Source organism: Pseudomonas sp. RC4D1 (genome assembly GCF_018390395.1).
Taxonomy (GTDB): domain Bacteria; phylum Pseudomonadota; class Gammaproteobacteria; order Pseudomonadales; family Pseudomonadaceae; genus Aquipseudomonas; species Aquipseudomonas danubii.
The window spans coordinates 1030756-1047500 of the sequence record NZ_JAHBAW010000002.1 but is presented as its reverse complement, the minus strand read 5'-3'; the positions used below and the strand labels follow the sequence as shown (position 1 = coordinate 1047500).

General features: G+C 62.1%; 9 protein-coding genes, 2 tRNA genes and 3 rRNA genes (1 of these 14 running past the window's edge). 13 read left to right on the top strand and 1 reads right to left on the bottom strand.

Annotation, left to right across the window (positions count from 1 at the left end; all coding sequences use genetic code 11):
• The 6 genes from KHO49_RS20330 to mrdA all read left to right on the top strand — a co-directional run.
• Positions 1–171, top strand: a 16S ribosomal RNA gene (locus tag KHO49_RS20330); it begins 1368 nt to the left of the window's first position.
• 123 nt (positions 172–294) lie between these two features.
• A tRNA-Ile gene (locus KHO49_RS20325) sits at positions 295–371 on the top strand.
• A gap of 10 nt (positions 372–381) precedes the next feature.
• A tRNA-Ala gene (locus tag KHO49_RS20320) sits at positions 382–457 on the top strand.
• A 221-nt stretch (positions 458–678) separates the two neighbouring features.
• Positions 679–3570 (top strand): 23S ribosomal RNA (locus KHO49_RS20315).
• A 146-nt stretch (positions 3571–3716) separates the two neighbouring features.
• Positions 3717–3832: ribosomal RNA gene (gene rrf, locus KHO49_RS20310) — 5S ribosomal RNA — on the top strand.
• The 16S, 23S and 5S rRNA genes sit together here with 2 tRNA genes alongside, the layout of an rRNA operon.
• 260 nt (positions 3833–4092) lie before the next feature.
• Complete coding sequence (gene mrdA, locus KHO49_RS20305; protein WP_213665733.1) at positions 4093–5985, top strand: penicillin-binding protein 2; 1893 nt, start codon at positions 4093–4095, stop codon at positions 5983–5985.
• Positions 5986–6042: 57 nt separating this feature from the next.
• Here mrdA and KHO49_RS20300 read toward each other — a convergent pair whose 3' ends face one another.
• A complete protein-coding gene (locus KHO49_RS20300) occupies positions 6043–6978 on the bottom strand; it encodes a LysR family transcriptional regulator (RefSeq protein ID WP_102880101.1) in 936 nt (311 codons plus the stop codon).
• A 177-nt stretch (positions 6979–7155) separates the two neighbouring features.
• Here KHO49_RS20300 and KHO49_RS20295 point away from each other — a divergent pair, with 177 nt between their 5' ends.
• From KHO49_RS20295 to qhpG, 7 genes are all read left to right on the top strand, one after another.
• The gene (locus KHO49_RS20295; RefSeq protein WP_170003185.1) at positions 7156–8469 is read left to right on the top strand and encodes an MFS transporter; all 1314 of its coding nucleotides are present in this window, start codon (positions 7156–7158) and stop codon (positions 8467–8469) included.
• 19 nt (positions 8470–8488) lie between these two features.
• Positions 8489–9718, top strand: a complete 1230-nt coding sequence (locus KHO49_RS20290; RefSeq protein ID WP_213665732.1) for a Zn-dependent hydrolase — start codon at positions 8489–8491, stop codon at positions 9716–9718.
• 10 nt (positions 9719–9728) lie between these two features.
• Entirely contained in the window at positions 9729–10754 is a 1026-nt protein-coding gene (locus tag KHO49_RS20285) for a histone deacetylase family protein (protein WP_213665731.1), read from the top strand.
• Positions 10755–11069: 315 nt separating this feature from the next.
• Positions 11070–12974: a sigma-54-dependent Fis family transcriptional regulator gene (locus tag KHO49_RS20280; RefSeq protein ID WP_213665730.1), complete on the top strand. Its 1905-nt coding sequence runs from the start codon at positions 11070–11072 to the stop codon at positions 12972–12974.
• Positions 12974–14692 (top strand): ABC transporter ATP-binding protein, encoded by a 1719-nt coding sequence (locus KHO49_RS20275; protein WP_110653474.1) that lies wholly within the window; start codon positions 12974–12976, stop codon positions 14690–14692. The genes KHO49_RS20280 and KHO49_RS20275 overlap by 1 nt, the downstream gene beginning before the upstream one ends.
• Positions 14682–15365: a subtilisin-like serine protease QhpE gene (qhpE, locus tag KHO49_RS20270; RefSeq protein WP_213665729.1), complete on the top strand. Its 684-nt coding sequence runs from the start codon at positions 14682–14684 to the stop codon at positions 15363–15365. The genes KHO49_RS20275 and qhpE overlap by 11 nt, the downstream gene beginning before the upstream one ends.
• Positions 15350–16669, top strand: a complete 1320-nt coding sequence (qhpG, locus tag KHO49_RS20265; protein WP_213665728.1) for a flavin-dependent monooxygenase QhpG — start codon at positions 15350–15352, stop codon at positions 16667–16669. Before qhpE ends, qhpG begins: the two co-directional genes overlap by 16 nt.
• The last annotated feature ends 76 nt before the right edge of the window (positions 16670–16745 follow it).

Sequence of the window (16745 nt, the reverse complement as noted above, 5' to 3'; positions counted from 1 at the left end):
TGAATACGTTCCCGGGCCTTGTACACACCGCCCGTCACACCATGGGAGTGGGTTGCACCAGAAGTAGCTAGTCTAACCTTCGGGAGGACGGTTACCACGGTGTGATTCATGACTGGGGTGAAGTCGTAACAAGGTAGCCGTAGGGGAACCTGCGGCTGGATCACCTCCTTAATCGACGACATCAGCTGCTTCATAAGCTCCCACACGAATTGCTTGATTCATTGAAGAAGACGATAGAAGCAGCTTTAAGCTCCAAGCTGATAGCTCCAAGCTAACAGTTACAAGCTCGAAATTGGGTCTGTAGCTCAGTTGGTTAGAGCGCACCCCTGATAAGGGTGAGGTCGGCAGTTCGAATCTGCCCAGACCCACCAATTTTGTTATGGGGCCATAGCTCAGCTGGGAGAGCGCCTGCCTTGCACGCAGGAGGTCAGCGGTTCGATCCCGCTTGGCTCCACCATAAACTGCTTCTGAAAGCTTAGAAATGAGCATTCTGCTTGAATGTTGATTTCTAGTCTTTTGATTAGATCGTTCTTTAAAAATTTGGGTATGTGATAGAAAGATAGACTGAACGTTACTTTCACTGGTAACGGATCAGGCTAAGGTAAAATTTGTGAGTTAAATTGCAAATTTTCGGCGAATGTCGTCTTCATAGTATAACCAGATTGCTTGGGGTTATATGGTCAAGTGAAGAAGCGCATACGGTGGATGCCTTGGCAGTCAGAGGCGATGAAAGACGTGGTAGCCTGCGATAAGCTTCGGGGAGTCGGCAAACAGACTTTGATCCGGAGATCTCTGAATGGGGGAACCCAGCCATCATAAGATGGTTATCTTGTACTGAATACATAGGTGCAAGAGGCGAACCAGGGGAACTGAAACATCTAAGTACCCTGAGGAAAAGAAATCAACCGAGATTCCCTTAGTAGTGGCGAGCGAACGGGGACTAGCCCTTAAGTGGCTTTGAGATTAGCGGAACGCTCTGGAAAGTGCGGCCATAGTGGGTGATAGCCCTGTACGCGAAAATCTCTTAATCATGAAATCGAGTAGGACGGGGCACGAGAAACCTTGTCTGAATATGGGGGGACCATCCTCCAAGGCTAAATACTACTGACTGACCGATAGTGAACTAGTACCGTGAGGGAAAGGCGAAAAGAACCCCGGAGAGGGGAGTGAAATAGATCCTGAAACCGTATGCGTACAAGCAGTGGGAGCAGACTTTGTTCTGTGACTGCGTACCTTTTGTATAATGGGTCAGCGACTTATTTTCAGTGGCGAGCTTAACCGAATAGGGGAGGCGTAGCGAAAGCGAGTCTTAATAGGGCGTCTAGTCGCTGGGAATAGACCCGAAACCGGGCGATCTATCCATGGGCAGGTTGAAGGTTAGGTAACACTGACTGGAGGACCGAACCGACTACCGTTGAAAAGTTAGCGGATGACCTGTGGATCGGAGTGAAAGGCTAATCAAGCTCGGAGATAGCTGGTTCTCCTCGAAAGCTATTTAGGTAGCGCCTCATGTATCACTGTAGGGGGTAGAGCACTGTTTCGGCTAGGGGGTCATCCCGACTTACCAAACCGATGCAAACTCCGAATACCTACAAGTGCCGAGCATGGGAGACACACGGCGGGTGCTAACGTCCGTCGTGAAAAGGGAAACAACCCAGACCGTCAGCTAAGGTCCCAAAGTTATGGTTAAGTGGGAAACGATGTGGGAAGGCTTAGACAGCTAGGAGGTTGGCTTAGAAGCAGCCACCCTTTAAAGAAAGCGTAATAGCTCACTAGTCGAGTCGGCCTGCGCGGAAGATGTAACGGGGCTCAAACCATACACCGAAGCTACGGGTATCACGTAAGTGATGCGGTAGAGGAGCGTTCTGTAAGCCTGTGAAGGTGAGTTGAGAAGCTTGCTGGAGGTATCAGAAGTGCGAATGCTGACATGAGTAACGACAATGGGTGTGAAAAACACCCACGCCGAAAGACCAAGGTTTCCTGCGCAACGTTAATCGACGCAGGGTTAGTCGGTCCCTAAGGCGAGGCTGAAAAGCGTAGTCGATGGAAAACAGGTTAATATTCCTGTACTTCTAGTTATTGCGATGGAGGGACGGAGAAGGCTAGGCCAGCTTGGCGTTGGTTGTCCAAGTTTAAGGTGGTAGGCTGGAATCTTAGGTAAATCCGGGGTTCTAAGGCCGAGAGCTGATGACGAGTTACCTTTTAGGTGACGAAGTGGTTGATGCCATGCTTCCAAGAAAAGCTTCTAAGCTTCAGATAACTAGGAACCGTACCCCAAACCGACACAGGTGGTTGGGTAGAGAATACCAAGGCGCTTGAGAGAACTCGGGTGAAGGAACTAGGCAAAATGGCACCGTAACTTCGGGAGAAGGTGCGCCGGTGAGGGTGAAGGACTTGCTCCGTAAGCTCATGCCGGTCGAAGATACCAGGCCGCTGCGACTGTTTATTAAAAACACAGCACTCTGCAAACACGAAAGTGGACGTATAGGGTGTGACGCCTGCCCGGTGCCGGAAGGTTAATTGATGGGGTTAGCTAACGCGAAGCTCTTGATCGAAGCCCCGGTAAACGGCGGCCGTAACTATAACGGTCCTAAGGTAGCGAAATTCCTTGTCGGGTAAGTTCCGACCTGCACGAATGGCGTAACGATGGCGGCGCTGTCTCCACCCGAGACTCAGTGAAATTGAAATCGCTGTGAAGATGCAGTGTATCCGCGGCTAGACGGAAAGACCCCGTGAACCTTTACTATAGCTTTGCACTGGACTTTGAATTTGCTTGTGTAGGATAGGTGGGAGGCTTTGAAGCGTGAACGCCAGTTTGCGTGGAGCCATCCTTGAAATACCACCCTGGCAACTTTGAGGTTCTAACTCAGGTCCGTTATCCGGATCGAGGACAGTGTATGGTGGGTAGTTTGACTGGGGCGGTCTCCTCCTAAAGAGTAACGGAGGAGTACGAAGGTGCGCTCAGACCGGTCGGAAATCGGTCGTAGAGTATAAAGGCAAAAGCGCGCTTGACTGCGAGACAGACACGTCGAGCAGGTACGAAAGTAGGTCTTAGTGATCCGGTGGTTCTGTATGGAAGGGCCATCGCTCAACGGATAAAAGGTACTCCGGGGATAACAGGCTGATACCGCCCAAGAGTTCATATCGACGGCGGTGTTTGGCACCTCGATGTCGGCTCATCACATCCTGGGGCTGAAGCCGGTCCCAAGGGTATGGCTGTTCGCCATTTAAAGTGGTACGCGAGCTGGGTTTAGAACGTCGTGAGACAGTTCGGTCCCTATCTGCCGTGGACGTTTGAGATTTGAGAGGGGCTGCTCCTAGTACGAGAGGACCGGAGTGGACGAACCTCTGGTGTTCCGGTTGTCACGCCAGTGGCATTGCCGGGTAGCTATGTTCGGAAAAGATAACCGCTGAAAGCATCTAAGCGGGAAACTTGCCTCAAGATGAGATCTCACTGGGATCTTGAATCCCCTAAAGGGCCGTCGAAGACTACGACGTTGATAGGTTGGGTGTGTAAGCGCTGTGAGGCGTTGAGCTAACCAATACTAATTGCCCGTGAGGCTTGACCATATAACACCCAAGCAATTTGCGAACTCGAAAGAGACCAGATTGCGGTGTGTGAAGACGAAACAAACCGAAAGTTTGCACAACACACAAATCTATTACATACCCATTCGCTGGCACGTTGCATCAGCAACGGTCTGGCTACCGAATTTCTTGACGACCATAGAGCGTTGGAACCACCTGATCCCATCCCGAACTCAGAAGTGAAACGATGCATCGCCGATGGTAGTGTGGGGTTTCCCCATGTGAGAGTAGGTCATCGTCAAGATTAAATTCCGAAACCCCAATTGCGAAAGCAATTGGGGTTTTGTTTTTGCGCGGAGAAAAAGCCAAGTCCTACAGCGATCAGAAAGGACATTGCCCACGCATAGCCCCACAACCGCAGTGAGAGCCAGCACCATTGATCACTCGTGATGGAAATCCCCTCAAAAACAGTGAGTGGTTTTTGCTATGGTGCAGCTCTTTTTAAGGACTTGAGTTCACCCGCACGGATCAGCGTCGACCTCTATTCAACGAGAAGTTGTAGCAATGCCCGAAGCGATTCCGATCAAGGACCACGAAAAAGAGAACCGCCTGGTCAACAAGCGCCTGCTCGCCTGCGCTATGTTGGTGGTGGCCATTACTTGCGCCTTGGTAGGGCGTATGTACTTCCTCCAAGTGGTGGAGTTCGACTATCACTCCACCGTCTCGGAAAACAACCGTGTCCACGTGCTGCCGATCACCCCGACCCGAGGGCTGATCTATGACCGCAATGGCGTGGTCCTGGCGGACAACCGCCCCAGCTTCAACCTGACCATCACCCGCGAACGCACCACCGATCTCAAAGGCGAGTTGGACACGGTGATCGACCTGCTGCACCTGCCGCCAGAGGATCGCACCCTGTTCGACAAGGAAATGAAGCAGGCCCGCCACCCCTTCGTCCCCGTGACCCTGTTCTACGAGCTCACCGAAGAGCAAATCGCCGTCCTTGCGGTCAACGAGTACCGCCTGCCAGGACTGGATGTGCAAGCCCAGTTCGTCCGCCATTACCCCATGGGCGCCCACTTTGCCCACTCCATTGGCTACGTTGGGCGGATCAACGAGAAAGAAACCAAGACCCTGGACTCGGTGGAATACCGTGGCACTCAGTCCATTGGCAAGACGGGCGTCGAGAAGTTCTATGAGTCCGAGTTGCACGGTCACGTCGGCTATGAAGAGGTGGAGACCAACGCCCAAGGGCGGGTCATGCGCGTGCTCAAACACACCGATCCTATCCCCGGGAAGAACATCGTCCTGAGCCTGGATATAAAGCTCCAGGAAGCTGCCGAAGAGGCCCTGGGGGACCGTCGCGGCTCAGTGGTGGCCCTCGACCCTGCCACGGGCGAAGTATTGGCCATGGTCAGCAAGCCAAGCTTTGACCCCAACCTGTTCGTCACCGGCATCAGCTTCAAGGAATACGCCGCGCTGCACGACTCCATCGACCGCCCGCTATTCAACCGGGTGCTGCGCGGCCTCTACGCACCGGGTTCCACCATCAAGCCAGAGGTGGCGATTGCCGGCCTCGACACCGGCGTGGTGACCGCCTCGACCCGAGTCTTCGACCCTGGTTACTACCAATTGCCGGACTTCGATCACAAATACCGCAACTGGAACCACAGCGGCGATGGTTGGGTGGATATGGACGCAGCGATCATGCGCTCCAACGACACCTACTTCTACGATCTGGCCCACAAGCTCGGCATCGACCGCCTGCACGACTACATGGCGATGTTCGGCCTGGGTCAGAAAGTCTCCCTGGACATGTTCGAGGAATCCCCCGGGTTAATGCCATCCCAAGACTGGAAGCGCGCCACCCGCCGCCAGCCCTGGTTCCCGGGGGAAACCGTGATCCTCGGCATTGGTCAGGGCTACATGCAGGTCACGCCGCTGCAACTGGCCCAGGCCACAGCGCTGATCGCCAACAAGGGCGTGTGGAACCGCCCGCATCTGGCCAAGACCATCGATGGCGTGGCTCCGGTGGATGAGCACCCGATGCCCAACATCCTGCTGAAGAATCCCCAGGACTGGGATCAGGTCAGCCACGGTATGCAGATGGTGATGCACGACCCGCGGGGCATCGCCCGCGCTGCTGCCGCCGGTGCGCAGTACCGCATCGCCGGCAAGAGTGGTACCGCCCAGGTGGTGGCGATCAAGCAGGGCGAACGCTATGACCGCCTCAAGACCCGCGAGCGCAACCGCGACAACGCCCTGTTCGTCGGCTTTGCCCCCGCCGAGCACCCACAGATCGTGATCGCGGTCATGATCGAGAACGGTGAGGCCGGCGGCCGGGTCGCAGGGCCCGTGGTGCGACAGATCATGGACGCCTGGCTGCTGGACCAGAACGGCCACCTCAAGCCGCAATACGCTACACCCGCCAAGGCCCCTGGCGATCCCCACGTCTGAGTCGTTGCAACACCGGGCTGCCCGGCATCTTGTGAGTCCGCCCGAGCGTCCCTTGCGTCACTGAGCGGTGAGGCGTTCCTGCAGCAGCTCCAGGAACAGCACCTCGGCACGGCTCATGCGTTGTTCACGGTTCCACAGCAGATGGATGTCGACATCGGCGATGCCGTCGTGGGGCGGCAGGCGCCACAGCAGCCCGGCGTCGACATCGGCGGCCACCACATGCTCCGGCAGGCAGCCGATGCCAAACCCGGCAATCACCAGGCGCCGTACTTCTTCCAGGCTTGGCGAGGAGGCGACGATGCGCCCGCTGAAGCCTTGCTGGTCACGGAAGATGGTCAGTGGCGAGAGCATGCCGCCGATCTGGTCGCTGGTGAAACTGACGAAATTCTCCCGTTGCAGATCGCCCTCGGCCACATCCTGGCGCCCGAACAATGGATGATGCTTGCCGCAAAAAAATGCGTAGCGTTGCCGCAGGAACAGCCGTTGTTCCAAGCGTGGCTGTGGCCGCCGATTAAGGCTCAGGCCCAGGGTCGCGGTCTTCTCCTGCAGGGCACTGACGATATCCGAACTGCGCATCACCTCGACCTCCAGGTCGACGCGCGGATGCTGGCGATGGAAGTCGGCCAGAAAGTCATCGAAACGCTCATTGAAGATCCGGCTGATGATCAACAGCCGCACCTTGCCGATCACCTCGTCGGCGGGCTGCTCCAGCACGCTGCTGACCTGGGACATCTGGCCGTAGATTTCCCCGGCCAGGGCAAAGATCTGTTCGCCCACTTCGGTCAGGGCAAAACGCGGCCCGCGTCGGGCGATCAACTGCCGTCCCAGCTGTTCTTCCAGGCGCTTGAGGGCTTGGCTCACTGCCGGTTGGGTCAGGTGCAGGCGCGCCGCTGCGCGACTGATGCTCAGTTCCTGGCCGATCACCCGGAAGGTGCGCAGCAGGTTCCAGTCGAGGCGGTCATTGAGCAGGCGTCGGGCATCGCGGTCGGACATGGCAGGGCTCTGGATCGGGATCTAGGCGAATAATAAGCCAGGATAATAATCGAGATAACCAATAGAAAATTGACTAATTATCTGGCGAAACGGATAAATCCCTCCCAGACAGGCGCCCACAGAAGCCCCTGCACTTGACCCTTTCTCCTGCCACAAAAATAACCAAAGGAGCCAACCATGAAGCCTTCCGCTTCGCCGCAGCCACGCCGGGCCGCGGCCGCCGCCTTTATCGGCACCATGATCGAGTGGTACGACTTCTACATCTACGCCACCGCTGCGGCGCTGGTGTTCGGTGCCTTGTTCTTCCCCTCCGACGACAAACTGTTCAGCACCATGGCCGCGTTCGGGACCTTCGCCGTGGGCTTCTTCGCCCGGCCCCTGGGGGGCATCATCTTCGGCCATATCGGCGACCGTATCGGCCGCAAGAAATCCCTGGTCATCACCTTGCTGATGATGGGCGTGGTCACCGTGGGCATCGGCCTGTTGCCGACTTATGCACAGATCGGCGCCCTGGCCCCGGTGCTGCTGGTTCTGCTGCGCATCGTCCAGGGCATTGCCGTGGGAGGCGAGTGGGGCGGGGCGGTGCTGATGGCCGGCGAACATGCGCCCAAGGGCCGGCGCAACTTCTTCGCCTCCTTCGCCCAATTGGGCAGCCCGGCGGGTTTGATTCTCTCGCTACTGGCCTTCAGCGCCGTGACCCGCCTGCCCGAGGACGCGTTGATGAGCTGGGGCTGGCGCCTGCCGTTCCTCGCCAGCGCGTTGTTGCTGCTGGTAGGCCTGGCGATTCGCCTGGGGGTCAACGAGTCGCCGGAGTTTCTCGCCAGCCGCGAGCAGGCGGCCAAATCGCTGCGCAAGGAACAGGCACCGGTGATGCAAGTGCTGCGCACGGCCTGGCGTCCGCTGCTGCTGTGCATCGGCGCCAATACCCTGGGCATCGCCGGGGTGTATTTCACCAACACCTTCATGATTGCCTACACCACCCAGCAACTGGAGATTCCCCGTTCGCTGATTCTCGAATGCCTGTTCGTGGTGGCGATCATCCAGTTCTGCATCCAGCCCCTGGCGGCCTGGAGCGCCGAGAAAATCGGCGCCACGCGCTTTCTATGCCTGGTGTCAGTACTGGCCATGGCCTCGCCCTATCCGATGTTTGTCCTGGTGAGCTCCGGCCAGGCGCCGCTGATGATCCTCGGCATCGCCCTGGCAGTGGTGTGCATGGCCTCCTTCTACGCGGTGATCGCCGGTTACGTCAGCGGCATGTTCGAGACGCGGGTGCGCTACACCGCCATCTCCCTGGCCTATCAAGTCTGCGGTGCCCTGGCCGGTGGCCTGACCCCGCTGATCGGCACCTGGCTGGCCCACAGGTTCATCGGCCAATGGTGGCCGATGGCGCTGTTCTACAGCCTGATCGCCGCGGTATCGCTGATCTGCGTGCTGGCCCTGTCGCGCCGTCACGCCCACGCCCATCGCCTGGAAATGGCGTCCCACGCTTGATTGTCCGGAGACACGATCGATGTTGAAAATCAATGGCCAACGCCTCTGGGCGAGCCTGATGGCCATGGCCGAAATCGGCGCCACCGCTCGCGGCGGTAGCTGCCGTCTGGCCCTGAGCGATGAGGACCGGGCCGGACGCGAACTCTTCGCCCACTGGTGTACAGAAGCTGGCATGACCCTGAGCGTCGACCCCATCGGCAACCTGTTTGCCCGGCGTCCCGGCAGTGACCCGCACGCAGCCCCAGTGATGATGGGCAGCCACCTCGACACCCAGCCCGAGGGCGGGCGTTTCGACGGTGTCTACGGCGTGCTGGCCGGCTTGGAAGTGCTGCGCACGCTCAATGATCTCGGAGTCCAGACTCGCAAGCCGCTGGAGCTAGTGGTGTGGACCAACGAGGAGGGCGCGCGCTTCACCCCGGCGATGTTCGGCTCGGCGGTGTTCACCGGGGTCATGGCCCTGGACGCCGCCCTGGCGGTGCGCGACGCCGATGGCATCAGCGTCGCCGAGGCCCTGCAACGCACCGGTTACGCCGGCAATCGGCCTTTGGGCGGGGCAGTGGATGCCTATTTCGAAGCCCATATCGAACAGGGCCCGATCCTTGAAGACAACGCCAAGAGCATCGGCGTGGTCAGCGGCGGTCAGGCGATCCGCTGGCTCGACGTTCAGGTTGAAGGCATGGCCGCCCACGCTGGCACTACGCCGATGTCACTGCGCAAGGATGCCCTGTATGGCGCCGCGCAGATGATCCTCGCCGTGGAGCAGGTGGCAGCGGATTTTGCCCCGCAAGGCCTGACCACTGTCGGTGAGCTGAGCGTTGCCAAGTCATCGCGCAATACCATTCCCGGGCGGCTGACCTTCACCGTCGACCTGCGCCACCACCATGATCAACAGATCGCCGCCATGGAGCAGCAGGTTGAGGAACGCCTGGAGCGCATTGCTCGGGAGCGCGGGCTCAAGGTCCGCATCGACCGCCATTGGCTCAGCCCGGCCACGCCCTTTGATGCCGAGTGCGTGGCGGCGGTGCAGCAGGCGGTGGATGGGCTTGGCTATCCTCAGCAGTCCATCGTCAGCGGCGCGGGCCACGATGCCATCCTGCTGGCGCGCTATTGCCCCACCGCCATGGTGTTCATTCCCTGTGTCGGAGGCTTGAGTCATAACGAAGCCGAAGATGTGTTGCCCGAGGACGTGTGCCAGGGCGCCGATGTATTGCTTAACGCCGTGCTGGCCCGTGCCGGCCGGGTGGCCTGAGGAGACCTTGATGCGCAGTTTTTTCCACCCTGAACAATTGCTTCACCATCCCCGCAGCTACTATTCCCGCGGCCAGATGCGCACGCCCCAGGAAGTTCCCGAGCGTGCCCAACGCCTGGTGCAGGCCGCGCACTCCCTCGGGTTCGAGGTCAGGCAACCCGAGGACGCCGGCCTGCAACCGCTGCTGGCAGTGCACGGCGCGCCGTACCTGGCATTCCTTGAAGAGGCCCATCGACGCTGGAAGGAAATCCCCGAGGACTGGGGCGATGAAGTCATGTCCAACATCTTCGTCCGCGAGCCCAATGCCCTGCGCGGCATCCTCGCCCAGGCGGCACGCTACCTGGCGGACGGCAGTTGCCCGGTGGGCGAGCAGACCTGGCGCTCGGCCTACTGGTCGGCCCAGAGCGCCATTGCCGGGGCCCGTGCCCTGCTGGATGGCGAGCCGGCGGCCTATGCCTTGTGCCGCCCGCCCGGCCACCATGCCCGGGCCGAAGCCGCCGGCGGTTTCTGCTACCTGAACAACGCGGCGATTGCCGCCCAGGTACTGCGGGAGCGGTTTGCCCGGGTGGCTGTGCTCGATACCGACATGCACCACGGCCAGGGCATTCAGGAAATCTTCTACGAACGTGCCGACGTCCTGTATGTCTCGGTGCATGGCGACCCGACCAACTTCTACCCGGGGGTGGCCGGCTTCACCGAGGAGCGTGGCAGTGGCGCGGGGGAGGGCTATAACCTCAACCTGCCGATGGCGCATGGCGCCAGCGAAGCGGATTTCCTCGCCCGCCTGGAACAGGCCCTGGCGGCAGTGAAGGATTTTGGCGCCGAGGTGCTGGTGCTGTCCCTGGGCTTCGACATCTACGAGCTCGATCCGCAAAGCAAGGTCGCGGTGACCCGAGACGGCTTCGCCATCCTTGGCCAGCGCATCCGCAGCCTTGGCCTGCCGTGCCTGATTGTCCAGGAAGGGGGTTACCACCTGGACAGCCTGGAAGACAACGCCCGCGCCTTCTTTGCCGACAGCGCCGCCTGGGCCCTTTAGGACCAGCCGGGCGGTGTTCCGCTCAATGCCCTTTTCGCTGGCAAGCCAGCTCCTGCAGCAGGGGCTGGGAGGAGGCGTGGGGTACTTGCCATTTGCTTTACGTTAACGTCAAGATGCTCGGGCGCCCGTTCCACTGGCGCAGGTTTTGCTTGATCTCGAATGACAGGGTAAGCAATGCAGGGCTGCCCGATGATCCGGGCCAAGCCCCTTTACTGCCCTCTGAACCCGGTGTAGACATTGACCACGGCTTGCGTGCCTCGCGCAATCCAAGGGAGTGGAGCGGGAAGCAGCGGGCGGACCGATTCGGAGCGCTTGATGACTCTTATAAAAACAACAAAGGGTGAGCAGCAACACGAAGCCCGGCTGGCCCGGGAGCGGCTGCACCTGGAAGGCGAGATCCCCGATGGGGTCCTGCGTGCGGAAATCGATGCCTCATGGCGGCGCAGCCTCAGCCATGGCGTGCACTTTGGCAGTCAGCATCAACTGACCCTGGAATCCAGCGCGAGCCTCGAGGTGCTGCTGGCCAGCAACCGCCTGTTGCTGGACGCGGCAACCCCGGCCATCGACTACCTGACCCAGCATCAGGGCCAGGATGGCCTGATCATCCTCGCTAACGCCGACGCCACCATCCTGGCCATCGAAGGCCGGGCCGACCGGCTCAAGGACAGCGGCGTGCAGGACATCACCCTCGGCGCCTGCTGGAGCGAGGCCACCCGTGGCACCAACGCCCTGGGCACGGCCCTGGTGGAAGCCCGACCGACCCTGATCGATTGCGGCGAACACTACCTGGATCGCCTCAGCCATTTTTCCTGCACATCGGTGCCCATCCAATGCCCCCAGGGCGAGATCCTCGGCGTTCTTGACCTGACCCGCGAAGGCCCCCTGGGCCGTGTCCAGGACAGCACCGCGCTGTTGTCCATGGCGGTCAGCCAGATCGAGGCGCGAGTGTTCCACGCGTCCTACCCGGAGCAGATCGTCCTGGCCTTCCACAGTCGTCGGCAATACCTCGAATCGCCCTGGCAAGGCCTGCTGGCCCTGAGCCTGGGCGGGCAAATTCTTGCGGTCAGCAGCCAGGCCTGCCAGTTGCTTAACACCCCGCGCGCGGCCCTGGTGGGGCGGCGTTGCGAAGAGTTCCTCGGGCTCGACGGCCTGCAACTGCTGGCCCGCCTGCAGCAAGGCGCCGTGGGCAGCCTGCAGACCGCCAAGGGCGAGCTGTTCTACAAGGCCCTGCGGGCGCCGCAGCCATCGCTGAACCTGCATCGCGCGCCCCGCAGCGCGCAGAAAACTACGCCCATGCCCCAGGACCTGGAAGTCCTGGCCGGGGGCAACAGCCGCTACGCCCGCACCCTGCGCATGGCCCGCCAGGGCTTGGCCAACGGCTTGCCAGTGCTGTTGCTGGGAGAAACCGGCACCGGCAAGGAAGTCCTGGCCCGGGCCCTGCATCGTGCGGGCAGCCGCGCCGAGAAACCCTTTGTCGCGGTCAACTGCGCGGCGATTCCCGAAGGCCTGATCGAGTCGGAGCTGTTCGGCTACCGCGAAGGCGCCTTCACCGGCTCGCGCCGCGGCGGCATGATCGGACGCCTGCAACAGGCCCACGGTGGCACCTTGTTCCTCGATGAGATCGGCGACATGCCCCTGGCCCTGCAAGCCCGCCTGCTGCGAGTGCTGCAAGACCGCAAGGTCGCGCCCCTGGGAGCCGGTGAGGAGCAGGACATCGACATTGCCCTGATCTGTGCCACCCACCGCGACCTCAAGCAGCAGGTGCAGGAGCAGGCCTTTCGCGAAGACCTGTTCTACCGGGTCAACGGCATCAGCGTGCTGCTACCGGCCCTGCGTGAACGCGAAGACCTGCAGCCGCTGGTGGACAGCCTGCTGGCCAGGCTCGGCGGCGCCGACGTGAGCCTCAGCGACGAACTGCGCCGGCTGCTGACGGACTACCACTGGCCGGGCAATATCCGCCAGCTGGAGATGGTCCTGCGCACCGCCCTGGCCCTGCGCGAAGAAGGCGAGTGCCACATCGGCCTGGAACATCTGCCCGACAGCATGCTCGACGATCTGCAGGCCAGCGAGCGGCCGCAGACCGGGAGCATCCGCGAGAACGAGCTGGAGCTGATCCGCAGTGCCCTGGACAACCATCAGGGCAATGTCTCGGCGGCTGCGGACGCCCTGGGCATCAGCCGCGCGACCCTGTACCGCAAGCTCAAGCAGTTGCGCGCCTGATGCGGCGCCTGATCACCCGGCTGGTGGACAGCCGCGACCCCCAGGCCCTGAGTGCCGCCCTGGGCTGGCTCTACAGTTTCGTGCGGCCCCATCGGCTGGCCATCGGCGGCCTGCTGGGGCTGTCGGTGTGCGCCTCGTTGCTGGTGCTGGTGCAACCCTGGCTGACCAAGCTGCTGATCGACGACGGCTTGCTGGCCCGGGACTTCTCCAAACTGGTGCTGATCGCCGGCTTGATGATCCTTGCCGGTCTGCTGGGCACGCTGCTGTCCGGGGTCAATCGCTACCTGCATACGCGCCTGTCCGGACGCATCCTGTTCGCCCTGCGCGACGACCTCTATCGCCATCTGCAACGGCTGTCGCCGAGCTTCTACGGGCAGCGGCGAATCGGCGACCTGATGTCGCGCCTGGACGGCGATGTGGCGGAGATCCAGCGCTTTGCCGTCGACTCATTGTTTTCCGCAGTGTCCAGCGTGATCGGTCTTGTCGTCGCCCTGGCCATGCTCCTGACCCTGTCCTGGCAACTCTCGCTGTTGGCCCTGGTGTTGATTCCCCTGGACGTGCTCTGGCTGCGCTGGATGCGGCGCAAGGTGGAGCGCGATGTGCGTCAGCTGCGCGAGCGTTCCGCGGACATGTCCTCGTTCATGGTGGAAACCCTGCCAGTGATGAAATTCATCCAGAGCGCCGGCCAGCAGCAACGAGAGGCTCAGCGCCTGGACCGCCTCGGCCAGGGCTACATGAACCAGTTGCTCAAGCTGCAGGTCACCGAGTTCTTCACCCAGGCGGTGCCCGGCACCCTGACCTCATTGTCCCGGGCCTGCGCCTTCCTGATTGGCGGTTACTGGGTGGTGCAGGGCACCTGGCAACTGGGGGCGCTGATTGCCTTCTCCACCTACCTGGGCATGGCGGTGGGACCGGTGCAGAGCCTGCTGGGACTGTATGTGGCGATCCAGCGCATGACCGTCAGCCTGGGCCGGGTCATGGAACTGCGCGGTGAGGAGCCGGGCATCAGCGCCCCCGTAGCGCCGTTGCCGGTGCCGGACAATGGCGAGCTGCACTTCAAGGATGTGCACTTCAGTCATCCGGGGCGCGGCTCGACCCTCAAGGGCATCGAAGCGCGGATTCCCTATGGCCTCAAGGTGGCCCTGAGCGGCACTTCGGGGGCCGGGAAAAGCACCTTGATCGACCTCTTGCAGCGTCACCATGACCCCCAGTCCGGGCAGGTGCTGCTGGGGGGCATCGACCTGCGTCAACTGGACCTGGCGCAACTGCGCCGCCAAGTGGCGGTGGTCAGCCAGGACATCGTGCTGTTTCGCGGCAGCCTGGCGGACAACCTGGCCTACAGCGTGCCCGCTGCCAGCCGCGAAGCCGTGGCCGAAGTGGCGCGGCTGGCGCAATTGCAGGGGCTGATCGAGTCCCTGCCCGAGGGCCTGGACAGCCCCCTGGGCGAGCGTGGCCAGCAGCTGTCCGGCGGGCAGAAACAACGCATCGCCATCGCCCGTGCATTGCTCCAGGACCCGATGATCCTGGTACTGGACGAAGCCACTTCGGCGGTGGACGAGGCCACCGAGCGCGAGGTGATCGAAGCCATCGACCGCCTGTTCGCCGGGCGCACGCGCATCCTGATCAGCCACCGGCCTTCGACCCTGGCCGACGCTGACCTGCGCTTCGAGTTGCTGGACGGGGTATTGCACAGCGTGGCGGTGGCCCATGAAGCCTGAGCTGCGCATTGGCGTGATCGACAGCGGCCATGCCCCCCATCAACGGATGGCGGCCGGCCGGCGTTTCTTTCTGCTGGCGCAAGGCTTGGGCGAGGGCGAGTTGCAGCAGGACGCCCTCGGCCATGGCAGCGCGATCATCGAGGCCATCGAGCAGCGCGCGCCCGATGCCCAGCTGTATCTGGCCCAGGTGTTCGATCAGCGCGGGGTGACCAGCGCCGCGCAAGTCAGTGCCGCCCTGTATTGGCTGCTGGAACAGGATGTACGCCTGATCAACCTCAGCCTCGGGCTGCGCCAGGATCGCGATTCACTGCGCGCCGCCTGTGCCGAGGCGGTGGCACGCGGCGTACTGCTCTGTGCGTCCAGCCCGGCCCAGGGCGAGCCGGTATTCCCGGCCCGCTATCCCGGCGTGTTGCGGGTTACCGGCGATGCGCGTTGCAGTGCGCAGCAGTGGTCCTGGCTGAACACGGCCCAGGCCGATTTCGCCGCCTGCGTGCGCGCCGCCCGCCCGGGGCCATCCGGTGCCAGCCTGGGCTGTGCTGCCTTGAGCGGGCATATCGCCGCCTACCTCAAGACCCAGCCCGGCGCGAGCAATCTGCAGGTGCGCCAGTGGCTGCAGGAGCAGGCCGCCTACCAGGGGCCCGAGCGCCGGAGCGTGCCATGCAACCGATCCTGATCCTGGGAGCAGGGCCGGCCGGCGCGGCGGTGGCCCTGGGGCTGCGGCGCCTCGGTTACCCGGTGACCCTGATCAGCGACTGGCGGCGTTTTCCGGCGCTGGAAGGGGTCTCGCTGCGGGTGCTGGAAGCCTTGCGCGGCGCCGGTCTGGAGTCGGCACTGGCCCAGGCCCTGCATCCTTCCCAGCGGCAAGTGGCGTGGAACGGCGCGCAGCATGCGCAGAACATCGAATACCTGCTGGATCGCCCGACCTTCGACCGTGGCCTGCGCGATGCCCTGCATCAGGCCGGGGTGACGCTGATCCACGGCCGCGTGCTGGGTGTGCAGTCCACGGCGCTCGGGCACCGGGTGCAGGTGCAGGGGCACGAGGAGCAGCTCGGCGAGTTCCTGGTCGAAGCCCGCGGGCGTCAGGCGCCTGCGCTGGACAAGGAACTGCAGCAGGGCGTCGGGAATGGCCGGCGTGGCCCGGAAACTCTCAGCCTGCTCAATCGCTGGCAAGGGCCGTCTGGCACTGCCGCCAGTGCCGTGCACAGCCTGGAGGACGGCTGGGCCTGGATGGCCCGGCGCAGCGACGGCCAGTGCTACTGGCAACTGACCCTGGATGTGGCCAGCGCCGCACTGCCGGGCAAGGCGCAGTTGCTGGAGTACTGCCGTCAGCGCCGTCAGGCGTCAGCCCTGGCCGCGGATTTTTTTGCCGGGGGTGCCGAACAGGATCTGCAGCTGCACGCCCGTAGCAGCACGGCGATTCTCTGCCCCCAGGTGTGCGGCGCTCACTGGCTGCGGGTCGGGGATGCGGCCATGGCGGTGGACCCGCTGTCAGGCAATGGCATCTTCCAGTCCCTGTCCTCGGCCCTGCAGGCGCCGGCGGTGATCAACACCCTGTTGCAGCGTCCGGAGCGCAGAGCCCTGGCCGGGCGCTTTCATCAACAACGGGTGGAGCAGCTGTTCCTGCGGTTTGCCCGCATCGGCCGGGATTTCTACGCCGACGAGCAGCGCTGGCCCGAGCAACCGTTCTGGCAGGCCCGCCGGCACTGGCCGGACCAGCAGCCGGCGCACGCGGCCGTGGACTTTGCAGCCCTGCGTATCGAGCACGCCCCGGTACTGCGCGATGGCCTGGTGGATGAGGCCGAAGTGGTGATCACCCCGGACCAGCCCCTGGGTATCTGGCATGTGCAGGGCGTGGAGCTGGCGCCGTTGTTGCGCCGCTTGCAGCACCAGCCCCCGAGCCAGGCCCTGGCGGAGCTGAGCCCGGAGCAGGGACGGGTGGTGCGGGGCTGGTTGCTGGCCCAGGGCTACCGACCTTAGGGCCCATTCGCCGGCAAGCCGGCTCCTACGTAGATGCCACCCCGTAGGAGCGAGCTTGCTCGCGAACCGCCCCGCG